Annotated in this window: 21 protein-coding genes; 4 read left to right on the top strand and 17 right to left on the bottom strand. The window is 44.0% G+C overall.

What is annotated here, in order from left to right:
* Positions 1–30: 30 nt before the first annotated feature.
* The 9 genes from N646_RS11890 to N646_RS11850 all read right to left on the bottom strand — a co-directional run bounded on the left by N646_RS11890 (position 31) and on the right by N646_RS11850 (position 7,058).
* Positions 31–894, bottom strand: coding sequence for a hypothetical protein (locus N646_RS11890; protein ID WP_017820716.1), 864 nt, complete (start codon positions 892–894; stop codon positions 31–33).
* On the bottom strand, positions 891–1,823 hold the full coding sequence (locus N646_RS11885) for a glycosyltransferase family 2 protein (RefSeq protein WP_017820715.1): 933 nt from the start codon (positions 1,821–1,823) through the stop codon (positions 891–893). Before N646_RS11885 ends, N646_RS11890 begins: the two co-directional genes overlap by 4 nt.
* Positions 1,823–2,932: a DegT/DnrJ/EryC1/StrS family aminotransferase gene (locus N646_RS11880; protein WP_017634981.1), complete on the bottom strand. Its 1,110-nt coding sequence runs from the start codon at positions 2,930–2,932 to the stop codon at positions 1,823–1,825. Before N646_RS11880 ends, N646_RS11885 begins: the two co-directional genes overlap by 1 nt.
* A complete protein-coding gene (locus N646_RS11875; protein ID WP_017634982.1) occupies positions 2,932–3,453 on the bottom strand; it encodes a GNAT family N-acetyltransferase in 522 nt (173 codons plus the stop codon). Before N646_RS11875 ends, N646_RS11880 begins: the two co-directional genes overlap by 1 nt.
* A complete protein-coding gene (locus tag N646_RS11870) occupies positions 3,440–3,853 on the bottom strand; it encodes a sugar 3,4-ketoisomerase (protein ID WP_021034096.1) in 414 nt (137 codons plus the stop codon). The genes N646_RS11875 and N646_RS11870 overlap by 14 nt, the downstream gene beginning before the upstream one ends.
* Positions 3,854–4,720, bottom strand: coding sequence for a glucose-1-phosphate thymidylyltransferase RfbA (gene rfbA / locus N646_RS11865; RefSeq protein ID WP_005379428.1), 867 nt, complete (start codon positions 4,718–4,720; stop codon positions 3,854–3,856). It abuts the gene before it with no gap.
* Entirely contained in the window at positions 4,720–5,784 is a 1,065-nt protein-coding gene (gene rfbB / locus N646_RS11860) for a dTDP-glucose 4,6-dehydratase (protein ID WP_017820714.1), read from the bottom strand. Before rfbB ends, rfbA begins: the two co-directional genes overlap by 1 nt.
* 144 nt (positions 5,785–5,928) lie before the next feature.
* Positions 5,929–6,639 (bottom strand): 3-deoxy-D-manno-octulosonic acid kinase, encoded by a 711-nt coding sequence (locus N646_RS11855; RefSeq protein ID WP_017820713.1) that lies wholly within the window; start codon positions 6,637–6,639, stop codon positions 5,929–5,931.
* An 11-nt stretch (positions 6,640–6,650) separates the two neighbouring features.
* Positions 6,651–7,058 carry a diacylglycerol kinase gene (locus tag N646_RS11850; protein ID WP_005395798.1) on the bottom strand — a complete coding sequence of 136 codons (408 nt, stop codon included), beginning with the start codon at positions 7,056–7,058 and terminating at the stop codon, positions 6,651–6,653.
* A gap of 107 nt (positions 7,059–7,165) precedes the next feature.
* Between N646_RS11850 and N646_RS11845 the strand changes: the two genes are divergently transcribed.
* Genes N646_RS11845 through N646_RS11835 form a run of 3 tightly spaced genes read left to right on the top strand, consistent with a single transcriptional unit; the run spans position 7,166 to position 9,809 of the window.
* The gene (locus N646_RS11845; protein WP_017820712.1) at positions 7,166–8,221 is read left to right on the top strand and encodes a glycosyltransferase family 9 protein; all 1,056 of its coding nucleotides are present in this window, start codon (positions 7,166–7,168) and stop codon (positions 8,219–8,221) included.
* Positions 8,222–8,256: 35 nt separating this feature from the next.
* On the top strand, positions 8,257–9,024 hold the full coding sequence (locus tag N646_RS11840; RefSeq protein WP_005395793.1) for a glycosyltransferase family 2 protein: 768 nt from the start codon (positions 8,257–8,259) through the stop codon (positions 9,022–9,024).
* Positions 9,021–9,809, top strand: coding sequence for a glycosyltransferase family 2 protein (locus tag N646_RS11835; RefSeq protein WP_017820711.1), 789 nt, complete (start codon positions 9,021–9,023; stop codon positions 9,807–9,809). The genes N646_RS11840 and N646_RS11835 overlap by 4 nt, the downstream gene beginning before the upstream one ends.
* A 31-nt stretch (positions 9,810–9,840) precedes the next feature.
* Here the strand turns inward: N646_RS11835 and N646_RS11830 are convergent, their stop codons facing one another.
* The 8 genes from N646_RS11830 to N646_RS11795 all read right to left on the bottom strand — a co-directional run bounded on the left by N646_RS11830 (position 9,841) and on the right by N646_RS11795 (position 16,182).
* Positions 9,841–10,776 (bottom strand): glycosyl transferase family 90, encoded by a 936-nt coding sequence (locus N646_RS11830; RefSeq protein ID WP_017820710.1) that lies wholly within the window; start codon positions 10,774–10,776, stop codon positions 9,841–9,843.
* The gene (gene coaD, locus N646_RS11825) at positions 10,763–11,245 is read right to left on the bottom strand and encodes a pantetheine-phosphate adenylyltransferase (RefSeq protein WP_017820709.1); all 483 of its coding nucleotides are present in this window, start codon (positions 11,243–11,245) and stop codon (positions 10,763–10,765) included. Before coaD ends, N646_RS11830 begins: the two co-directional genes overlap by 14 nt.
* An 86-nt stretch (positions 11,246–11,331) precedes the next feature.
* A complete protein-coding gene (mutM, locus tag N646_RS11820) occupies positions 11,332–12,141 on the bottom strand; it encodes a bifunctional DNA-formamidopyrimidine glycosylase/DNA-(apurinic or apyrimidinic site) lyase (protein ID WP_017820708.1) in 810 nt (269 codons plus the stop codon).
* Positions 12,142–12,243: 102 nt separating this feature from the next.
* Positions 12,244–12,720 carry a hypothetical protein gene (locus N646_RS11815; RefSeq protein ID WP_031777180.1) on the bottom strand — a complete coding sequence of 159 codons (477 nt, stop codon included), beginning with the start codon at positions 12,718–12,720 and terminating at the stop codon, positions 12,244–12,246.
* Positions 12,721–12,996: 276 nt separating this feature from the next.
* Positions 12,997–13,167, bottom strand: coding sequence for a 50S ribosomal protein L33 (gene rpmG, locus N646_RS11810; protein WP_004410866.1), 171 nt, complete (start codon positions 13,165–13,167; stop codon positions 12,997–12,999).
* 13 nt (positions 13,168–13,180) lie between these two features.
* A complete protein-coding gene (rpmB, locus tag N646_RS11805) occupies positions 13,181–13,417 on the bottom strand; it encodes a 50S ribosomal protein L28 (RefSeq protein WP_005384783.1) in 237 nt (78 codons plus the stop codon).
* Positions 13,418–13,719: 302 nt separating this feature from the next.
* Positions 13,720–14,394 carry a RadC family protein gene (radC, locus tag N646_RS11800; protein WP_017820707.1) on the bottom strand — a complete coding sequence of 225 codons (675 nt, stop codon included), beginning with the start codon at positions 14,392–14,394 and terminating at the stop codon, positions 13,720–13,722.
* Positions 14,395–14,508: 114 nt separating this feature from the next.
* Complete coding sequence (locus tag N646_RS11795; RefSeq protein WP_017820706.1) at positions 14,509–16,182, bottom strand: methyl-accepting chemotaxis protein; 1,674 nt, start codon at positions 16,180–16,182, stop codon at positions 14,509–14,511.
* Positions 16,183–16,375: 193 nt separating this feature from the next.
* Here N646_RS11795 and coaBC point away from each other — a divergent pair, with 193 nt between their 5' ends.
* Positions 16,376–17,575 carry a bifunctional phosphopantothenoylcysteine decarboxylase/phosphopantothenate--cysteine ligase CoaBC gene (gene coaBC / locus N646_RS11790; RefSeq protein WP_017820705.1) on the top strand — a complete coding sequence of 400 codons (1,200 nt, stop codon included), beginning with the start codon at positions 16,376–16,378 and terminating at the stop codon, positions 17,573–17,575.
* The last annotated feature ends 20 nt before the right edge of the window (positions 17,576–17,595 follow it).

Genomic DNA, 17,595 nt, shown 5'->3' with positions numbered 1-17,595 from the left:
TACAATTGTAGCGTCTATTTACCTGTCATTTCATCGTCTAGGATAAGCATCGATCATAGAGAAACTAGACCTATTCACGATTTTTACCCCTTTGAGATCGGCCCATTTATTTAACAGTTGATGTGCATAAAACGTCAAGAAAGTTAATCGCATCAAGTCCGTCATATTAAAAGGTTTGACCTTTTGAGGATTTTCTAGGAGCGGCAACTTCTCTTCTTTTCCATAGAAATGCTTGTAGACCATATAAAGCTGGTTGCTCTCTTGATCAACATGGACATCATTATGGAAGCTCATATCCGCTCCAAATATTTCCACTGAATCATATTCACATAGAATTGCTACATACACAGCAAAGATAAGCACATTGACAGCTGGAGGTGCGACGATACCAGAAGATAGTGCCATTGGGCCATATTTAATATTAGTTACATTACTAGGAATTGCTCGCAGCACTTTTATCGCTATGTTGCTGTTTTTGATATTGCCTTGAATGAACTCTCTGTCAGCAAAGTCAGGAATAATCAATTGCATTTCCCAAGACACAAGTTCATTTAGATCTTTAAACAATTTATCTCTTTTTTCCACCAGAGAGCTATGGGTGGTTTCATCCCAGAAATAGCTATCAATTAAAATATATTTATTAGGTTTCAACGCCGTAAAATGCTCAGACTCTGAGAAATGATTAACAGCAATCACATCACTATCTGTACCAATACTATTAATATCTGACTTTAAGGATGGTCCATTACCTAAAACCGTACATTTCTCATGTGTACGATAAAAGTCTTTAGGTGAATCAGTGCTTTTATCGCTTCGCTTTTTGAATGAACGGAAAGTTGAAGAAAAATGCCTCTTCATACTTATCGATTGCTTTATATTTTTAATTTTATTCATCTTAACCTACGCAAAACTTTTAAAACCGTTCGATAATCCAGCGTTTTAACAAAATAACAAATCGCTTCGCTGTACAAAGCAGACTTTGATTGTGAAAGTGATGCCATAAACTCAGCGGTACACATACGCTTTTTAATCGCACTCACAACTTTAGTGGCGTTTTTACTCTCTGCATCTCGCAAGTTCATTTTAAGATCTTGCAGTTCACGCTGAGCATTAATTACTGTGTTGTCATACCTTTCTTCACGTGTTTCTTTTGCGAACGTTGATATGCCACCCAATCGATATTGGATCCATTTTTTGTTTTCATGATGAATACCATTTAACAAAAAGGCTCGAAGGACATTGATGCGATCTTCATTGATGATGTCTTTGTTGTAAGGAGCAAACTCGTTCAGTACATCAGAGGTAAAAGCGGCGCAACAACCATCTACTGCACACTTTCTATTAATAATATTTTCGAGTGTGTACGGCTTTTTATTTTGCTTAATCGATTCGAATGACTCAATAACATCGCCTTGCTCAGAAATTTTGTCGTAACCACCAATAATTAAGCTTGGTTTGCCATTTTTCAACCAGGCTTCATAAGTTTCCTCAACTCGGCTCGGCATCGCTATATCATCGCCAGCTTGTACAATAATAAGCTTATTTTGGTATTGCCCCCGCAAGGAGTTGATTTGGCTAACTAAACCAACATTTTGCTTATTGTGGCGATATTCAATATTTAATCCTTTAGGCGCAAACTCTAAAAGCGATAGAATTATTTTATGACTATCATCAGGTGAACAGTCATCCAAGATCAATAATTGGCTTGGCCACACGGTCTGGTTCAATGCCGCTGGCAATGTTTTCTCAAGATAACGAGATTGTTTATAACAAAAGAAGACATAAACCACGTCTTCTAATACTTGCACATGCTCTTGTGTCATTACTCAACCTTAAAAGAGTTGATTGCATCGACTACTTCTTGACTCTCGTCTTCACTCAAGTAGGACGACATTGGCAATGACAGCACCTCATTTTGTAACTGCTCAGTCAACGCTAATGACAGATGACCAAACTCTTTATAAGCCTGCTGTTTATGCGGCGCTATCGGGTAATGTACTTGTGTTTGAATACCATGCTCTGATAAATGCTTAACCAATGCATCTCGGTGTGAAGTTCGCACCACAAACAAATGCCATACATGTGCCTCAGGCTCTGTCACTTCCGGCAAGATAATATTCGGGTTGTTGATTTCGCGTAAGTAAAATGCCGCCAGCTCCTGACGCGCTTTCGTCTGCGCTGGAAGGTAGTTCAGTTTCACTGACAACATCGCCGACTGAATTTCATCCAAACGACTGTTCAATCCTTGATAAAGATTCTGGTATTTAACATGTGAACCGTAGTTTCGAAGGGCACGCAAGGTTTCGGCAAGCTCTTCATCGTTGGTCGTAATAGCGCCACCATCACCCAATGCACCTAGGTTTTTACCCGGATAGAAGCTAAAGCCTGAGGCGTCACCCCATGCTCCAGACTTCTTACCATCAAGTGTCGCACCATGAGACTGGGCGCTGTCTTCCAACACGAGAAGATTGTGTTTTGTTGCCAACGCCATAATCGCTGGCATATCGGCCAACTGGCCGTACAGGTGCACCGGCAAAATGACTTTCGTCTTTTCTGTAATCGCCGCTTCAATCGCTTCAGGACTGATATTGTGCGTCTGCTCATCCGGCTCCACAAACACCGGAACCAAGTCCGCTTCGGTGACCGCCAATACCGATGCGATATAGGTATTACCCGGTACGATAACTTCATCACCTTTGTTGATTTTTCCTAGCTCTCGCCAAGCCTTTAACGTCAGTGTTAAAGCATCTAAGCCATTCGCAACGCCTATACAGTGTTTAACACCACAGTAGTCAGCAAATGCTTGTTCAAACTGTTCCGTTTCCTTGCCAAGGATATACCAGCCAGATTCAATCACGCGTGCACAGGCTTGTTTCAATTCGTCTTCGTACTCGGCATTTAAGCGCTTTAGCTCTAAAAAATTAACGTTCATTATCTACCTAGGATTTTTTCACACTTCAATTTCATTGGCTCAATATCTGACGGGTATATTTCATAAAGATAATCCAAGTCTGTATCGCCAACGAGTCGAGCACCGAACTTTTCATGGAATTTGTTTACCGCATGGTTATCTTTGCGAACATCGAAGTGGCATTTTTTAAAACCCAACACATCAAAGCCAAATTGATAAACTAAAAGAGCACTTTCGAGGGCAGCGTAACGTGTTTTTTCATGATTCAGGATCCAACTTCCCCAACAAAAAGAAACACCTTTAAAGTCGTAAAGTCTAACTGTTCCGCATTTGGTTCCATCTAGCCTCTCTATAATGAAGTAAAACTGCTTCTTTTGTTGCTCGTCCTCTTTATACGCTCTTATCCATAATCTTTGTGCTTCAACACTCGTATCGCATTTGGACAAGTGTGTATTGTATTTTTCATCACCTCGAAGCTGAGTTATAAACTCTGCATCATCTTCTTGAACAAGGCGAAGTTGTATTGTCTTACTTTTCAGCATGTTTGTTTACCACATTCAAAAATTCAGCATAATCGCGTATGTAATCGGCTTCATCATACAATTCACTAGCGACAACCATCAGTACATAATCTTCAGAAAAGTCGTGCATCTCACGCCATTTTAAGCCTTTAATATGCAGTCCTACATCGGGAGAGGAAAGCGTCACTGTCTCTTTCGTGGTACCATCATCAATGACGAAAGTCACGCTACCTTTCATGCAGATAGCGACTTGCTCTAAGTCGTAGTGTGCATGAAAGCCCCTCGCTAAACCGCTTTGTGTATCAAAGATGTAGTAAATACGTTTGATATCAAACGGAATGTTTTTGTGTTGCTCTAACGAGATTAATGAGCCTCGCTCATCACCCATTTTCTGAAAAGATATTAGCGGTATATTCGACATTTATTCTTCCAATAACTCTAGAAGATAGCGGCCATAATCGTTTTTAGATAAGGCTTTTCCTGCAGCTTGAATGTGCTCTCGCGTTAACCAGCCTCGGCGATACGCAATCTCTTCTAAGCAAGCCACTTTGTAACCTTGGCGTTTCTCGATCGTTTCGACAAAGTGAGCAGCTTCAAGCAAGCTGCCATGTGTTCCCGTGTCTAACCACGCAAAGCCACGCCCTAGCACGTCAACCGTCAACTTCCCTTGCTCTAAGTAAGCTTGGTTAATACTCGTAATTTCTAGCTCGCCACGATGGGACGGTTGAATAGTTTTGGCAATGTCCACGACGCGGTTATCGTAGAAATACAGTCCGGTCACGGCGTAATTGGATTTTGGCTTGAATGGCTTCTCTTCAATCGATAGCGCTCGCATCTCTTCATCAAATTCCACCACACCAAAGCGCTCAGGATCTTTCACTTTATAACCAAAGACCGTCGCACCTTCCGTTAAAGCAGCGGCTTGCTGCAACTTCGGAGTAAACCCTTGCCCATAAAAGATGTTGTCACCCAGCACCAAACATACTGAGTCATCGCCAATGAATTCTTCACCGATGATGAAGGCTTGAGCTAAGCCGTCTGGGCTTGGTTGAATCGCGTATTGCAACTCAATGCCAAACTCTGAGCCATCACCTAATAGACGCTGAAAACCTTCCTGGTCTTCTGGCGTGGTGATGATCAAGATTTCACGAATGCCCGCAAGCATGAGTACTGACAACGGGTAGTAAATCATTGGTTTGTCATAAACCGGCAGTAACTGCTTAGAGACACCGCGTGTAATAGGGTAAAGGCGAGTGCCCGAGCCACCTGCTAAAATAATGCCTTTCATTATTCGCCCGCTCCTAATCGCTCTAAACTGTATGAACCATCAAGCACGCGTTGCCACCATTGCGGGTTGTTTAGGTACCATTCCACGGTTTTACGAATGCCGCTTTCAAAGGTTTCTTCCGGCGTCCAGTTAAGCTCTTGAGCAATCTTGGTGGCATCAATTGCGTAACGCACATCATGACCTGGGCGATCTTTCACATACGTGATCAAAGATTCATAAGACTCAACACCTGCAGGTTTGTTTGGTTGCAGCTCTTCAAGCAAAGCACAAATGGTTTTCACCACTTCGATGTTGGCTTTTTCGTTATGGCCACCAATGTTGTAGGTTTCACCGACTTCACCTTCGTTGACCACTTTGTACAGCGCGCGAGCATGGTCTTCCACAAACAGCCAATCTCGGATCTGCATACCATCACCATACACAGGCAACGGCTTGCCATCGAGGGCATTTAAAATCATCAGAGGGATCAACTTCTCTGGGAAGTGGTACGGGCCATAGTTGTTGGAGCAATTAGTGATAAGTGTTGGTAAGCCATAAGTACGTTGCCAAGCGCGAACCAGGTGATCGCTCGAAGCTTTAGATGCAGAATATGGGCTGCTCGGCGCGTATGAAGTGGTTTCGGTGAACAAATCATCCGTTCCCTCTAAATCACCATACACTTCATCCGTAGAAATATGATGAAAACGGAATGCCGATTGGCGCGCTTCATCTAAGCCCGACCAATATTGACGAGCCGCTTCAAGCAAATGGTAAGTGCCCATCACGTTGGTCTCAATAAAAGCAGCAGGACCATCAATAGAGCGATCGACATGAGACTCAGCCGCCAAATGCATCACCCTATCGGGTTGATGCTCTGAAAACACGCGATCTAGTTCAGCTCGGTCACAGATATCTACTTGCTCAAAGTAGTAACGTTCACTCTCTGAGACATCAACCAGTGATTCTAGATTCCCTGCGTAGGTCAGTTTATCTAAATTGATGACGGTATCTTGGGTGTCACGAATGATATGTCGGACAACAGCTGACCCAATAAAGCCTGCTCCACCGGTTACTAATATTTTCATTACAAATGTTACCTACGTTAATTTTTGTGCCATCAGATACACATGAATACTTTATGATTATTGTAGTTTATAGACTCACTCGAGCATCGTTAGACTCAAGAAGGCTTACTTAGAGCAATCAACATAAAATGATAAAAAACTCAATTAAGATTGAGAAGCATAACCGTCCTGAAAATGTTCAAAATCGGATTCTTGCCAAATAATCTGTCGCTTTAAACGCTCTTTATTAAATGAACGCAGAAGTCTATTTAGATTTTGATGCTTCCAGTCACCAGAAGTTTCAAAACGACACTTATCAAAATCGATAATCCATACCTTATCTTTGTCGTCGATCAAGATATTGTGGATATTCAAATCAGTATGGTTAACGCCAACCTGATGCATCTTGGCAATTTCTTGCCCTATTTTCTGATACATTTCTACCGATAAAGACTGTTCTTGCAAGATACTAACCAGATCTCTGGCGTTTGGGATTCGCTCACTTAATAAATCAGCTTGATAGAAGAGTCCTGACTTTACGGCTCTTGCTGCAATAGGACGAGGAACGTGCACCCCAGCCTCAATTAGCGCCAACAAAAGCTGAAACTCTTGCGCACAACGGGTGTTATCCCAGCCAGAGAACCAATAATGATCGTTAATTAACTTCCCAAACAAACCGCCACGACGGTAATGACGTAGTGCCGCTTGCATGTTCTCTAGTTGGATAAACCATGTCGTGCCTCGCCCCGTCGCACTGCCAACCACCTTGTCGGAGGACTGCCAGTATTCCGCATCAAATATCGGTTGGCTAGGGTCTGTAATGGTCTCGTCATCAAACCAGATCACTTGGTTGTTGTTTTTATACTGTTGAGTCATACGCTCACCCTCTAGCCTAAATACCGGCTGGCTAATATATACAACCAAGTAAATGCAGCAAACGCCAAAGCAACCATAACGGCAGCAGAGCCTATATCTTTAGCTCGACCACTGAGTTCATGCCGTTCAATACCGATACGATCCACTACCGCCTCAATCGCTGAGTTTACAAGCTCTACAATCAAGACTAATACCACGACCCCGATCATTAAGATACGCTCAACCATGCCGACATCCACTAGCCAAGCCAAAATCACAGCAATACTCAAAAGAGCCAACTCTTGTCGAATTGCAGCTTCATGCTTAAAAGCCGCTTTTAATCCTTGGATCGAATAACCCGTCGCTTTAACGATACGCTTTAGCCCGGTGTTACCCGGCTTGCCAGATTCTTGCGATTGATGTGGTGTTGTCTTTGACATTGCAGAACACTTATCAGTACTTAGCTATATTCGAGCCGTGTATTTTACATTTATTGGGGATGTCTGCATAATTTACCTGCCTCTATTCATCGAATCAGACAATAATTATGTTCACTTCTGCCCCATCGTCACTATGCGTCTTGCGTTTGTCCGCTATCGGAGACGTTTGCAATACTATCGCCAGCATTCAAGCTATTCAGAAACACTGGCCTTCGACCCAGATTACTTGGATAACGGGTAAACTTGAAGCCCAGTTATTAGCCGCCATCGATGGTGTAGAAGTGATTGTTTTTGATAAAAAAGCGGGACTTGATGGCTACAAATCACTTTGGCGACAGCTGAAAGGCAGAGAGTTTGATGCGCTATTGCATATGCAGTACGCGATTCGAGCGAGTGTCGCAACGTTGGGCATTAAAGCAAAATACAAACTTGGTTTCTCTTCTGATAGAAGCCAGGACTTTCAAACACTATTTACCAATGTCAAAGTGCCTTCCCCGCAATCTCTGCATGTCGCAGATGGCTTAATGGCCTTTGCCCATCAAATTGGGGTACCAAAGGCAGGACTAGACTGGGTACTTTCTTATTCAGACCACGATCAAGCTTGGGCAGAGTCTCATATTTCTCGTAGTAAACCTAACCTGCTGATTGTGCCTGGTGCGAGCAAAGCTTATAAAAACTGGAACGCGGAAGGTTATGTGGATGTGATTCATCACGCCAGAGCAAAAGGCTGGAACGTGATTCTGGCAGGCAGCCCTGCTCAGGTAGAATTGGATCTGGCAGAGGCCATTCAATCTCGCTTGGAAGAACCGTGTCTAAATTTAGTTGGACAAAGTTCAATTCTGCAAATGCTTGCGTTAATAGATAAGGTTGAAATGGTCATCGCCCCCGATACCGGACCAGCACACATGGCGAATGCAATGAAAACACCAATCATCGGGCTCTATGCACACCATAATCCGCTGCGAGTGGGACCTTACCGTTATCTAAAATACGTTGTCTCAGTGTATGAAGAAACGATCTTTGCGGAAACAGGTAAAAACAGTCACGAGTTAAGCTGGCGAACTCGCGCTAAAGATGAAACGGCAATGAACCGCATTACCAGCACTCAAGTAATGAGCATGTTCGATCAAGTCTTAGAAGATTTGTATCCTCAATACCAGTAAACTTACTGTCTTGATTTGTTAAGAAGGAAATGACCTTGTCCAAACCAACCTTAGCCGTTGCCTTAATTGTAAAAAATGAAGAGAAGCACTTACAAGCTTGTCTAGACACAGTAAAAGATTGGGTCGATGAGATTGTCCTTCTAGACTCGGGCAGCACTGATCGCACTGAAGAAATCGCCCGACAATACACAGATAAGTTTTACACCAACCTAGATTGGCCAGGATTCGGTAAACAGCGCCAACTGGCGCAGCAATACGTTACGGCAGACTACGTTTTGTGGCTTGATGCGGACGAACAAGTCACTCCAGAGCTAAAAGAAAGTATCTTACACGCGGTATCAGCCAATAAGCCGAACGTTTTATACAAACTTAATCGACTAAGCTCAGCGTTTGGTAAGTTCATCTACCATTCTGGTTGGTCTCCAGACTGGATTGTGCGCTTATATCGCACCGAATATACACAATATAATGATTCGCTCGTTCATGAAAAAGTTGATGAGAAAAACTATCAAACTGAAAAACTGGATGGTCGACTGCATCACTACACTTACGAGCACCTTCATCATTACATCAATAAAACCACTGGCTACCTCAAGGCCTGGACGGATGAACGTGAAGGTAAAAAGAAAGCGGGTTTAACGACCGCTATCGTTCACGCTCTTGCTAGCTTTTTGAAGATGTATGTTCTCAAACGAGGCTTCCTTGATGGCAAGCATGGCTTCATTCTAGCTTGGCTAAGCATGCACTCTACTTTTGTAAAATATATCGATCTCTACTTACGTGAACAGGCAAAAAAATCATGAAAACGACTTTAATTATCACCACTTACAACTGGAAAGAAGCATTAAAAGCGGTGTTAGAAAGCGTGAAACGTCAAACCGTTTTGCCTGACGAAGTAATTGTTGCAGATGATGGCTCTCGAGAAGACACCAAAGCAATGGTTGACCAACTGCGTGACGGCTTTCCAGTACCACTTATTCATAGCTGGCACGAAGATAATGGCTTTCAACTTTCAATGAGCCGCAACCGCGCGATCGCCAAAGCATCAGGTGACTACCTCATCATGATTGATGGCGACATGGTGCTGTCCCAAACGTTTATTGAATCACATAAGCAAGTCGCAAAACCAAATTGGTTTGTGCAGGGCGGACGTGTGTTAACGGATGAAAGCTGCAGCAAGGCCATCATGGAAAACGGCTTAGTGCCTTCTATCTTCAGCAAAGGCATTCGCAATCGTAAAAACTGCATCACCAACGCTTTGCTATCGAAATGGTTCTCTTACGAGCGCAATAACGATAAAGCCACTCGCGGTTGCAACATGGCGTTTTGGCGACAAGATGTCATCGAGGTGAATGGCTTCAACCAAGATTTTGTTGGATGGGGACGCGAAGACAGCGAGTTTGTTCATCGCATGTTGAATGCGGGTAAGTCACGTCTTTACCTAAAATTCGCAGGTGTAGGCTACCACTTGTACCACGTAGAAAACTCTCGCGCGTCACTCGGACAAAATGACGAGATTTTAGAAAACACCATTAAAAACAAGCTTAAACGCTGTGAGAATGGTGTTGATCAATTTCTAGAAGCTTAAGATTATAAAAAAGGGGCGTTTCGCCCCTTTTTTATTGTTGCTGAGATAAAGCGAAGTACTTATCGGCAACCATCAATGAGATCAAACGCTCTTTACGTTTATCTTTGAACTGCTCAACCCACTGGTGCGCATTTTCAATGATCGCTAATGCTTCTTGCTCATTCGCTAGGTAATAATCCATCTTTTCGGGCAAATCCGAATAGTCATCCTTCACTTCAACATAGTGGACGCCTGCCTCTAACTTACCTTCCATAAACCAAGTCTCATATTTTGGCTTTGACATAATAACCAAGGAGTTAGACGACATAGCCCACTTAAGGTTGGTGGCCACATCATTGCCTTCTATACAGAGCAAAAACTTATACTGCAGTTGCTCTTCAATACTCATAAAGCCCTTTTCCCATGGTTTCCCTTCTACCGGGCGGGTCTGGCCAATATTGCATTGCGGATGGTTGTAAAACGCATGAATCACCTTTTTACGATGCGGCTGAAAACCCACGCCGCGCCACGCTACCATGTCCTTTTTATCTTGATAGCGAACAGGATCGTCAATAAATTTAAAATGACGAACTTGATTAAGTTTCAACACCACTGAATTTTGGTTGTTACCAAAAATAGGGCGGCTTTTTATAAAGCTCGGTACATTGGGGATGTGTGTAACATCGCCGTTGATGTAGTTAAACGCAAAACTGGAAGGGAAATAGCGTACAACTTGGCGAAGATCGAAAAAATACGTCCAGCCTTTCGTTTTTTTGAATGTATCGATGGTCGAGTAACTTTGTTCTCGGCTATCGACTGAAAACGGCGTTTCACACTTATTGTAATAGTTCACCCGCTCAAGACAGCGTTGCAGCTCTGCCTCGGTCAGATTCGAAAGTAAACGCTTGGCTTGTGCTCGATATACAAAGCGAGGGATAAGTATCGAGAGAGCGTTTGAGAAATAATAAGGGAACTTACTGTCTTTCATTGAGTTTTTCCCCAATCGCGATGGCTACTGGCTTGGGAACGAATTGTTCGATACTTCCGCCATGAATCGCTACTTCTCTCACGATAGTCGACGATAAAAACGCAAACTCTTCTTCAGGAGTTAAAAATACGCTCTCGATTCCTGGTAATAGCTTTCGGTACATGTTGGTCAGTCCAAACTCGTATTCAAAGTCTACCGTTGTTCGTAAACCACGAATAAGAACCTTAGCTTTCTCATTTCTCGCGAAATCCACTAATAACCCGGAGAACCCCTTTACCGTCACACCAGGTAAATGCGCTACAACGTCCTGCATCAGTGCAACGCGCTCTTCCAATGAAAACATAGTGTTCTTCGATGGGCTTGCGGCTACGCCAATCACAACCTCATCAAACATTTCGTGAGTACGTTCAATTAGATTGAGGTGACCATTAGTCACTGGATCAAAAGTGCCCGGATAAATGACTTTCATATAATTTACTAAGTTATTCGAAACTGATTGAATTATTGAGGCTCGAACGCAAGATTACAACAACTTAAGCTCGATAATAGCTCGACTTACTTCTGACACTCACTACAAAAGAAGGTATTACGTTGGCCAATCTTTAGCTCTTGAAGTCGTTCGCCGCACTCTGGGCATGGCTCTCCTGCTTTTCCGTAAACCAATAACTCTTGTGCAAAGTAACCCGGCTTTCCATCGGCTTGCGCAAAATCTTTCAGAGTAGTCCCACCTTGCGTAATGGCAATCTCAAGTGTCATTTTGATATTTTCAACAAGTAACCTCCACTCTTGAGAAGTCAACTTACCTGCGGGCCTTGAAGGGTGAATTCGAGATTTAAACAACGACTCATTCGCGTAGATGTTCCCAACACCAACCACGACTTTGTTGTCCATGATGAACTGCTTGACGGCGACACGCTTATTTTTAGCTTTCTCCGCTACATATTCCGCATTGAACTCTTCAGTTAAAGGCTCAGGCCCCATGTTTGCTAGCACAGCATGTGACTCGCCAGGAGCACACCACAGCCATGCCCCAAAACGACGCGGATCGTTATAACGCAGTATTTTTCCACTGCTTAGTTTGAGATCCACATGATCGTGCTTTGCTGGCGGAAAGTCAGCATCTAGGACACGTAAAGACCCAGACATGCCCAAGTGAACAATGGCTGTACCTGTGTTTGTCTCGATCAGTAAGTATTTCGCACGACGGCTAATCGCACGGATCACCTGCCCTTCCAATTTTTTAAGCTCTGTAGGAATATCCCAGCGCAATTTAGGCGTTCGAAAAGTAAACGACAGGATCGTTTGTCCAACCATGTGGGGGCTAATCCCCATACGGCTCACTTCAACTTCTGGCAACTCAGGCATTAGATTCTCCAATTCACCGGCTAATAGTTCTCGCTGCTAGCATAATCGAAAAGAAAAACGATAAATAGGGAAGCTTATTAGGGGTATAGGCGCAAAAAGGCTCTACTCTGGCATAAGGTAGTTTTCATCGACGGAGATAGCGACCCATTTGTCTTGCCAGGTTTTAAATAGCCAAAAATCAGGTAAACGAAAGAAAGTCACCCGCTGCGGCTCTTCGAGATCCTGATACCAAACTTCTACCGTTTCAGGTACCGTCAGGTTAGGTTTTAAATGATCGTACTGTTCTGAGGTGAGCTCGGTCCCTTCCAATGATTGCCAGCGTGATACAAGTTCACTGATCGGTGCATCAACTTTGATGTTGGATTGCCATCGTCCATCATGCAGTTCAAACTCCCAGCCACTATAGTACAAAGACTCCACCGTATAGTCGGAGCGAAGTACATTTGGGTAAGGGTCTGCTTGGTCTGTTAATAGGTAAGTTTTGATCCACATCGGCGCATTTAAGATCACTATAAACGCGATAATGCCCAGAATAAGAATATTGTTCCATCGGCGGCGACGAGCCGGACTCACACGCATAACCATCTCTACTCTCTTATCGTTATGAGTAAACTACCAAAGAGTATTGAGCTTGACTAGAACAACGGTGTGCAAGTGTGTAGGGAAGTGGTAACGAAGCGGCAGAGAGCGATCAATCAAAAATTCGAGTATAGAGTCGGACCAGTAAAATAACTTCAGCAGTACTTTATAATCCGATGACGTACTGAACACTTTATCTTCAGCACTTTTATTCAGGTAATAAAAAACCCAACTCGAAAGTTGGGTTTTTCAATTCATCAAAGAGACTGAAACCAATTATTTGATTTTTGCTTCTTTGTACATAACGTGCTGGCGAACTACTGGATCAAACTTTTTGATCTCAAATTTGCCTGGCATGTTACGCTTGTTCTTATCAGTTGTGTAGAAGTGGCCTGTACCTGCAGAAGATACTAGACGGATTTTCTCACGAACGCCTTTCTTTGCCATTGCTTATTTCCTCTTAAACGTTTTCGCCACGTGCACGCATGTCTGCAAGAACAGTATCAATACCTTTCTTGTCGATGATGCGCATACCTTTAGCAGATAGACGTAGTTTAACAAAACGTTTTTCGCTCTCTACCCAGAAACGATGAGTTTGTAGGTTCGGCAGAAAACGACGCTTAGTAGCATTTCGTGCGTGTGAACGGTTGTTACCCGTTACTGGACGCTTACCAGTTACTTGGCATACTCGTGACATGAATGTCTTCTCCAAAATCGTTTCAGCTCGATATCAACCTTGGTGGCCGAACCTCTCTATCTCTCGAAAAGAAGTTAGAGGTTAAGAACCGCTATGGAAAATCCATACAAGGCTATCAAAGGTCGCGCATTATACTAACTTGATATGCATTGCTCAAGACCCGAACAGATCCTTTTTACAGGTTTTCGTGATCTTTTTTTAGACAGCAGATTTTTTTAGCAGTCCAAGCTGAATTCAGTTAAAAATTTAGTGGCGTGGATGATAGCAGATTTTTAGCAACTAACAACCTAAAAAACGCACAGTTATATCCAGCCTCTTTCAGCAAAAGAGACACTTTCCCCATCTCCGATGACGAAATGGTCCAAAATACGAATATCCACCAATGCTAATGCGTCGATGAGACGCCTTGTAATCCTTCTGTCAGCTTGGCTCGGCTCAGCGACGCCTGAAGGATGATTGTGCGCCAAAATCAAAGCCGCCGCGTTATGATGCAGAGCACGCTTGACGACTTCTCTCGGATACACCGACGCTGCATCCAACGTTCCTTCAAATAAAATTTCATCTTTTATCACTCGGTGCTGGTTATCGAGAAAAAGAATATAAAAAGCCTCTCTTTGCCGATCCCTTAAAATAGAAGACAGATATAACTTAGTTTGGTCGGGACTGGTTAAGGCATCACCACGCTTTAGCGTCTCCGCCAAGTAACGTTGTGTCATTTCTAGTACCGCTTGCAATTGAACATACTTGGCTTGCCCTAATCCTTTGTGACGACAAAACTCTTCTTCTGATGCTGAAAATAGTTGTCTGAGCGAACCAAAGTCTTGAATAAGGAAGTCTGCAAGCTCAATCACGTTCATTCCGCGGGTGCCTGTGCGCAAGAAGATGGCCAGCAGTTCGGCATCGGTCAAAGCTTGCGGCCCTCGTTGCAGTAGCTTCTCTCTGGGCATGGACTCATTTGGCAAAGCTTTCAGTATCATCTGATGTCTCTTTATATGGAAAGTGTCCCTATTCCACAAAACAAAAAGCGAAAGTCGAGTATGACTTTCGCTTTCTTCGTACCATCAGTGCTTTCCATGCAACTTAACAGTTCATCAGAGTTTAAAGTTGCCAACCAAGCCGTGAATTTCCGTTCCAGACTGTGATAGCTGCGTGCTGATTGACTCGGCATGCTGCAACGTCTCATTAATGTTGTTCACGATCTGTTGAATAGCCACTAAGTTTTGGTTGATGTCTTCTGCAACCGCGCTTTGTTCTTCTGCGGCAGACGCGGTTTGAATACCCATATCTCGAATTGTTCCGATAGAATGATGAACACCAGAAAGAGATTGCTGAATGAGCGCAGATTCTTCCGCCGTTTTGACACCTCGTTTTTGGCTCACCGACATCGTACTGACCGCTCTTGATACACCATTTTGTAGCTGCTTGAGCATGTCGCCAATTTCATGAGTACTATTTTGCGTACGACTGGCTAACGAGCGCACTTCATCCGCAACGACGGCAAACCCTCGACCTTGCTCACCGGCTCTAGCCGCTTCAATCGCCGCATTTAGGGCCAACAAATTCGTTTGCTCGGCTATCTCGCCAATCACATCCAGCACTTTGGTTATTTTTTCGGTCTGTAAACTCAACTCAGAAATTGCATCTGACGTGCTGTCTATCTCCGTCACGAGTTCGGTAATGCCTTCTATTGCTTGCTCGACCTCATGCTGAGCGGCGGTGACTTGACTGTTGGCATCGTCAATTGCCTGCGCGGTCGCATTAGTATTGCTGGCTACTTCTTTGGCAGTCATGCTCATTTGCGTCACTGCCGTCACGACTTTGTCCGTCTCTAAACAGTGATCCTGCATTTGACCGCTCGCTTGGCTGGTCTGAGTGTTCAGGCTTTGAGAAACGGTCTGTACTGTCGTCGCAGAGCGATGAATGTCCTGCATCAGTGGGTGCAGCTTATCCATAAACTCATTAAACGCGGCCGCCACTTCACCGACTTCATCCTGACTTTCGACTTTTAAACGAGCCGTTAAGTCACCGCCGCCTGCGGCAACATCTTTTAATGAAGCCGCGACATGTTGTAATGGCTGAATGCCTTTAGACACCACGATACTGGTGAGAACACTGGTAATGATCAATCCAATAACGGAAATCAACACGGCAGATAACGTATGCTCTTTTAGCTCTTGAGTCTTTAACTCTCTGTGCATCGCAACTTGCTGGTCGATGTCATCAATATAAACGCCAGTACCTAAAACCCAGTCCCATTTCGATAGATATTCTGCATAGCCCAACTTAGGCGCTTGTGCGTCAATGGTCGGTTTGTGCCACGAGAAATAGAGGAACCCATCCCCTTTTTGAGAAGCGTCAATCAAGCCCGCAATAACTGCGACCCCATTTTCATCTTTTAAGTCGTAAAGGTTTTTACCCTCTAATGCAGGTTTGATGGCGTGCAACGTATTCACACCTTGAGAGTCGTAGGCAAAAAAGTAACCATCGCTTTCAAAGCGCATGGCTTTCAGAATTTCTTTTGCTGCCTCTTTATTACTTCCATTTACATCCGCGTCGTATAACGGTTTTATCGCCGTAACGCCCATCATCATGTAGGCTTGTAACTCTTTCTTTTTCGTTTCGATGAGCTCTTGCCTGTCTCTTGCTAGCTCCGCTTCCAAACTTTTACTGCTGTTGATGTAATACACCACTGAGATCAACGTAGTGATCAACAACAGCGGAATTAGGGTTATCAGCAGCAATTTGTTTCGACTTTTCAACACCATGGTTTCCACTACCTCTTTTTCTTTTCAGACTTGCAAACTCCGCGCAACTTGTCTGTGAGGTAGGCGAGAATTTTCCCTTCCTCGGTCAGATTAATACTCTGGAGTTTGATGTGAATTATCTTCTCGTTATATATGCTCGGGCGGTCAGACTTTGAATTGTGTTAAAATCCGGTCATCAAATTGGAGATCTTACATGCAAACACTAGCAGGAAAGAAAATTCTACTCGGCATCAGTGGCGGTATTGCCGCGTATAAATGTGCGGAGCTAACCCGTCGCCTCATAGAGAGAGGAGCGCAAGTTCAAGTTGTAATGACGAAAGCCGCAAAAGAGTTCATTACCCCTTTAACCATGCAAGCCGTTTCGGGCCGTCCTGTCTCGGACAGTTTACTAGACCCAGCAGCGGAAGCCTCTATGGGCCATATTGAATTGGCCAAATGGGCAGATTTAGTGCTATTAGCGCCAGCGACCGCGGACTTAATCGCGCGCATGTCCGCAGGCATGGGGAACGATTTACTTACCACGCTCGTGCTCGCGACGGATTCCCCTGTTGCTGTTTCTCCTGCGATGAATCAACAGATGTATCGCAATATCGCAACCCAAGAGAACATCGCTACGTTAGCGCGTCGTGGTATGCACATCTGGGGCCCTGCGGCAGGAGAGCAAGCCTGTGGTGATGTAGGACCAGGTCGAATGCTGGAACCAATGCAGCTAGTACATCTATGTGAACAGTTCTTTCAACCAAAATTGCTAGAAGGTAAGTCGATACTCATTACCGCCGGACCAACTCGCGAAGCGATTGATCCAGTGCGTTACATTACAAACCATAGCTCCGGGAAAATGGGCTATGCATTGGCGAGCGCCGCAGCGCAGATGGGAGCAAAAGTCACCCTCGTGAGCGGTCCTGTCAGTTTAAATACGCCCGTAGGTGTTGAGCGCATAAATGTTTCCAGTGCACAAGAGATGCACGAAGCCGTTATGACACATGCAAACCAGCATGATGCCTTTATTAGCTGCGCTGCCGTTGCCGACTACCGCCCACAAACGATCGCGTCTCAAAAGTTGAAAAAGACAGAAGACAACGACGAAATGGTCATTAATATGGTTAAAAATCCTGATATTGTTGCATCTGTGGCAGCAATGACGGAGAAGCGTCCGTTTACCGTCGGTTTTGCGGCTGAAACCAATGATGTAGAGACCTATGCTCGAGGCAAGTTAACAAAGAAAAACCTCGATATGATCTGTGCAAACGACGTTTCGGTTGCAGGGCAAGGATTTAACAGCAACGACAACGCAATTACCCTTTACTGGCCTGAAGGTGAACTTGCGCTCGCTTTAGAATCAAAAGAAGCATTGAGCTTTAAAATTCTCGAAAAAATGCATCAATTGATGTAACTAACGTTTGAAAACCCTGC

Source organism: Vibrio alginolyticus NBRC 15630 = ATCC 17749, from assembly GCF_000354175.2.
Classification (GTDB): domain Bacteria; phylum Pseudomonadota; class Gammaproteobacteria; order Enterobacterales; family Vibrionaceae; genus Vibrio; species Vibrio alginolyticus.
Note: the sequence above shows the minus strand (reverse complement) of the source record. Positions and strands in the feature narration are given on the sequence as shown.

What these genes read in the sequence shown, in the direction of transcription:
- N646_RS11890 (WP_017820716.1), bottom strand. Translation starts at nt 894, where the DNA reads ATGAATAAAATTAAAAATATAAAGCAATCGATAAGTATGAAGAGGCAT.
- N646_RS11885 (WP_017820715.1), bottom strand. Translation starts at nt 1,823, where the DNA reads ATGACACAAGAGCATGTGCAAGTATTAGAAGACGTGGTTTATGTCTTC.
- N646_RS11880 (WP_017634981.1), bottom strand. Translation starts at nt 2,932, where the DNA reads ATGAACGTTAATTTTTTAGAGCTAAAGCGCTTAAATGCCGAGTACGAA.
- N646_RS11875 (WP_017634982.1), bottom strand. Translation starts at nt 3,453, where the DNA reads ATGCTGAAAAGTAAGACAATACAACTTCGCCTTGTTCAAGAAGATGAT.
- N646_RS11870 (WP_021034096.1), bottom strand. Translation starts at nt 3,853, where the DNA reads ATGTCGAATATACCGCTAATATCTTTTCAGAAAATGGGTGATGAGCGA.
- rfbA (WP_005379428.1), bottom strand. Translation starts at nt 4,720, where the DNA reads ATGAAAGGCATTATTTTAGCAGGTGGCTCGGGCACTCGCCTTTACCCT.
- rfbB (WP_017820714.1), bottom strand. Translation starts at nt 5,784, where the DNA reads ATGAAAATATTAGTAACCGGTGGAGCAGGCTTTATTGGGTCAGCTGTT.
- N646_RS11855 (WP_017820713.1), bottom strand. Translation starts at nt 6,639, where the DNA reads ATGACTCAACAGTATAAAAACAACAACCAAGTGATCTGGTTTGATGAC.
- N646_RS11850 (WP_005395798.1), bottom strand. Translation starts at nt 7,058, where the DNA reads ATGTCAAAGACAACACCACATCAATCGCAAGAATCTGGCAAGCCGGGT.
- N646_RS11845 (WP_017820712.1), top strand. Translation starts at nt 7,166, where the DNA reads ATGTTCACTTCTGCCCCATCGTCACTATGCGTCTTGCGTTTGTCCGCT.
- N646_RS11835 (WP_017820711.1), top strand. Translation starts at nt 9,021, where the DNA reads ATGAAAACGACTTTAATTATCACCACTTACAACTGGAAAGAAGCATTA.
- N646_RS11830 (WP_017820710.1), bottom strand. Translation starts at nt 10,776, where the DNA reads ATGAAAGACAGTAAGTTCCCTTATTATTTCTCAAACGCTCTCTCGATA.
- coaD (WP_017820709.1), bottom strand. Translation starts at nt 11,245, where the DNA reads ATGAAAGTCATTTATCCGGGCACTTTTGATCCAGTGACTAATGGTCAC.
- mutM (WP_017820708.1), bottom strand. Translation starts at nt 12,141, where the DNA reads ATGCCTGAGTTGCCAGAAGTTGAAGTGAGCCGTATGGGGATTAGCCCC.
- N646_RS11815 (WP_031777180.1), bottom strand. Translation starts at nt 12,720, where the DNA reads ATGCGTGTGAGTCCGGCTCGTCGCCGCCGATGGAACAATATTCTTATT.
- rpmG (WP_004410866.1), bottom strand. Translation starts at nt 13,167, where the DNA reads ATGGCAAAGAAAGGCGTTCGTGAGAAAATCCGTCTAGTATCTTCTGCA.
- rpmB (WP_005384783.1), bottom strand. Translation starts at nt 13,417, where the DNA reads ATGTCACGAGTATGCCAAGTAACTGGTAAGCGTCCAGTAACGGGTAAC.
- radC (WP_017820707.1), bottom strand. Translation starts at nt 14,394, where the DNA reads ATGATACTGAAAGCTTTGCCAAATGAGTCCATGCCCAGAGAGAAGCTA.
- N646_RS11795 (WP_017820706.1), bottom strand. Translation starts at nt 16,182, where the DNA reads ATGGTGTTGAAAAGTCGAAACAAATTGCTGCTGATAACCCTAATTCCG.
- coaBC (WP_017820705.1), top strand. Translation starts at nt 16,376, where the DNA reads ATGCAAACACTAGCAGGAAAGAAAATTCTACTCGGCATCAGTGGCGGT.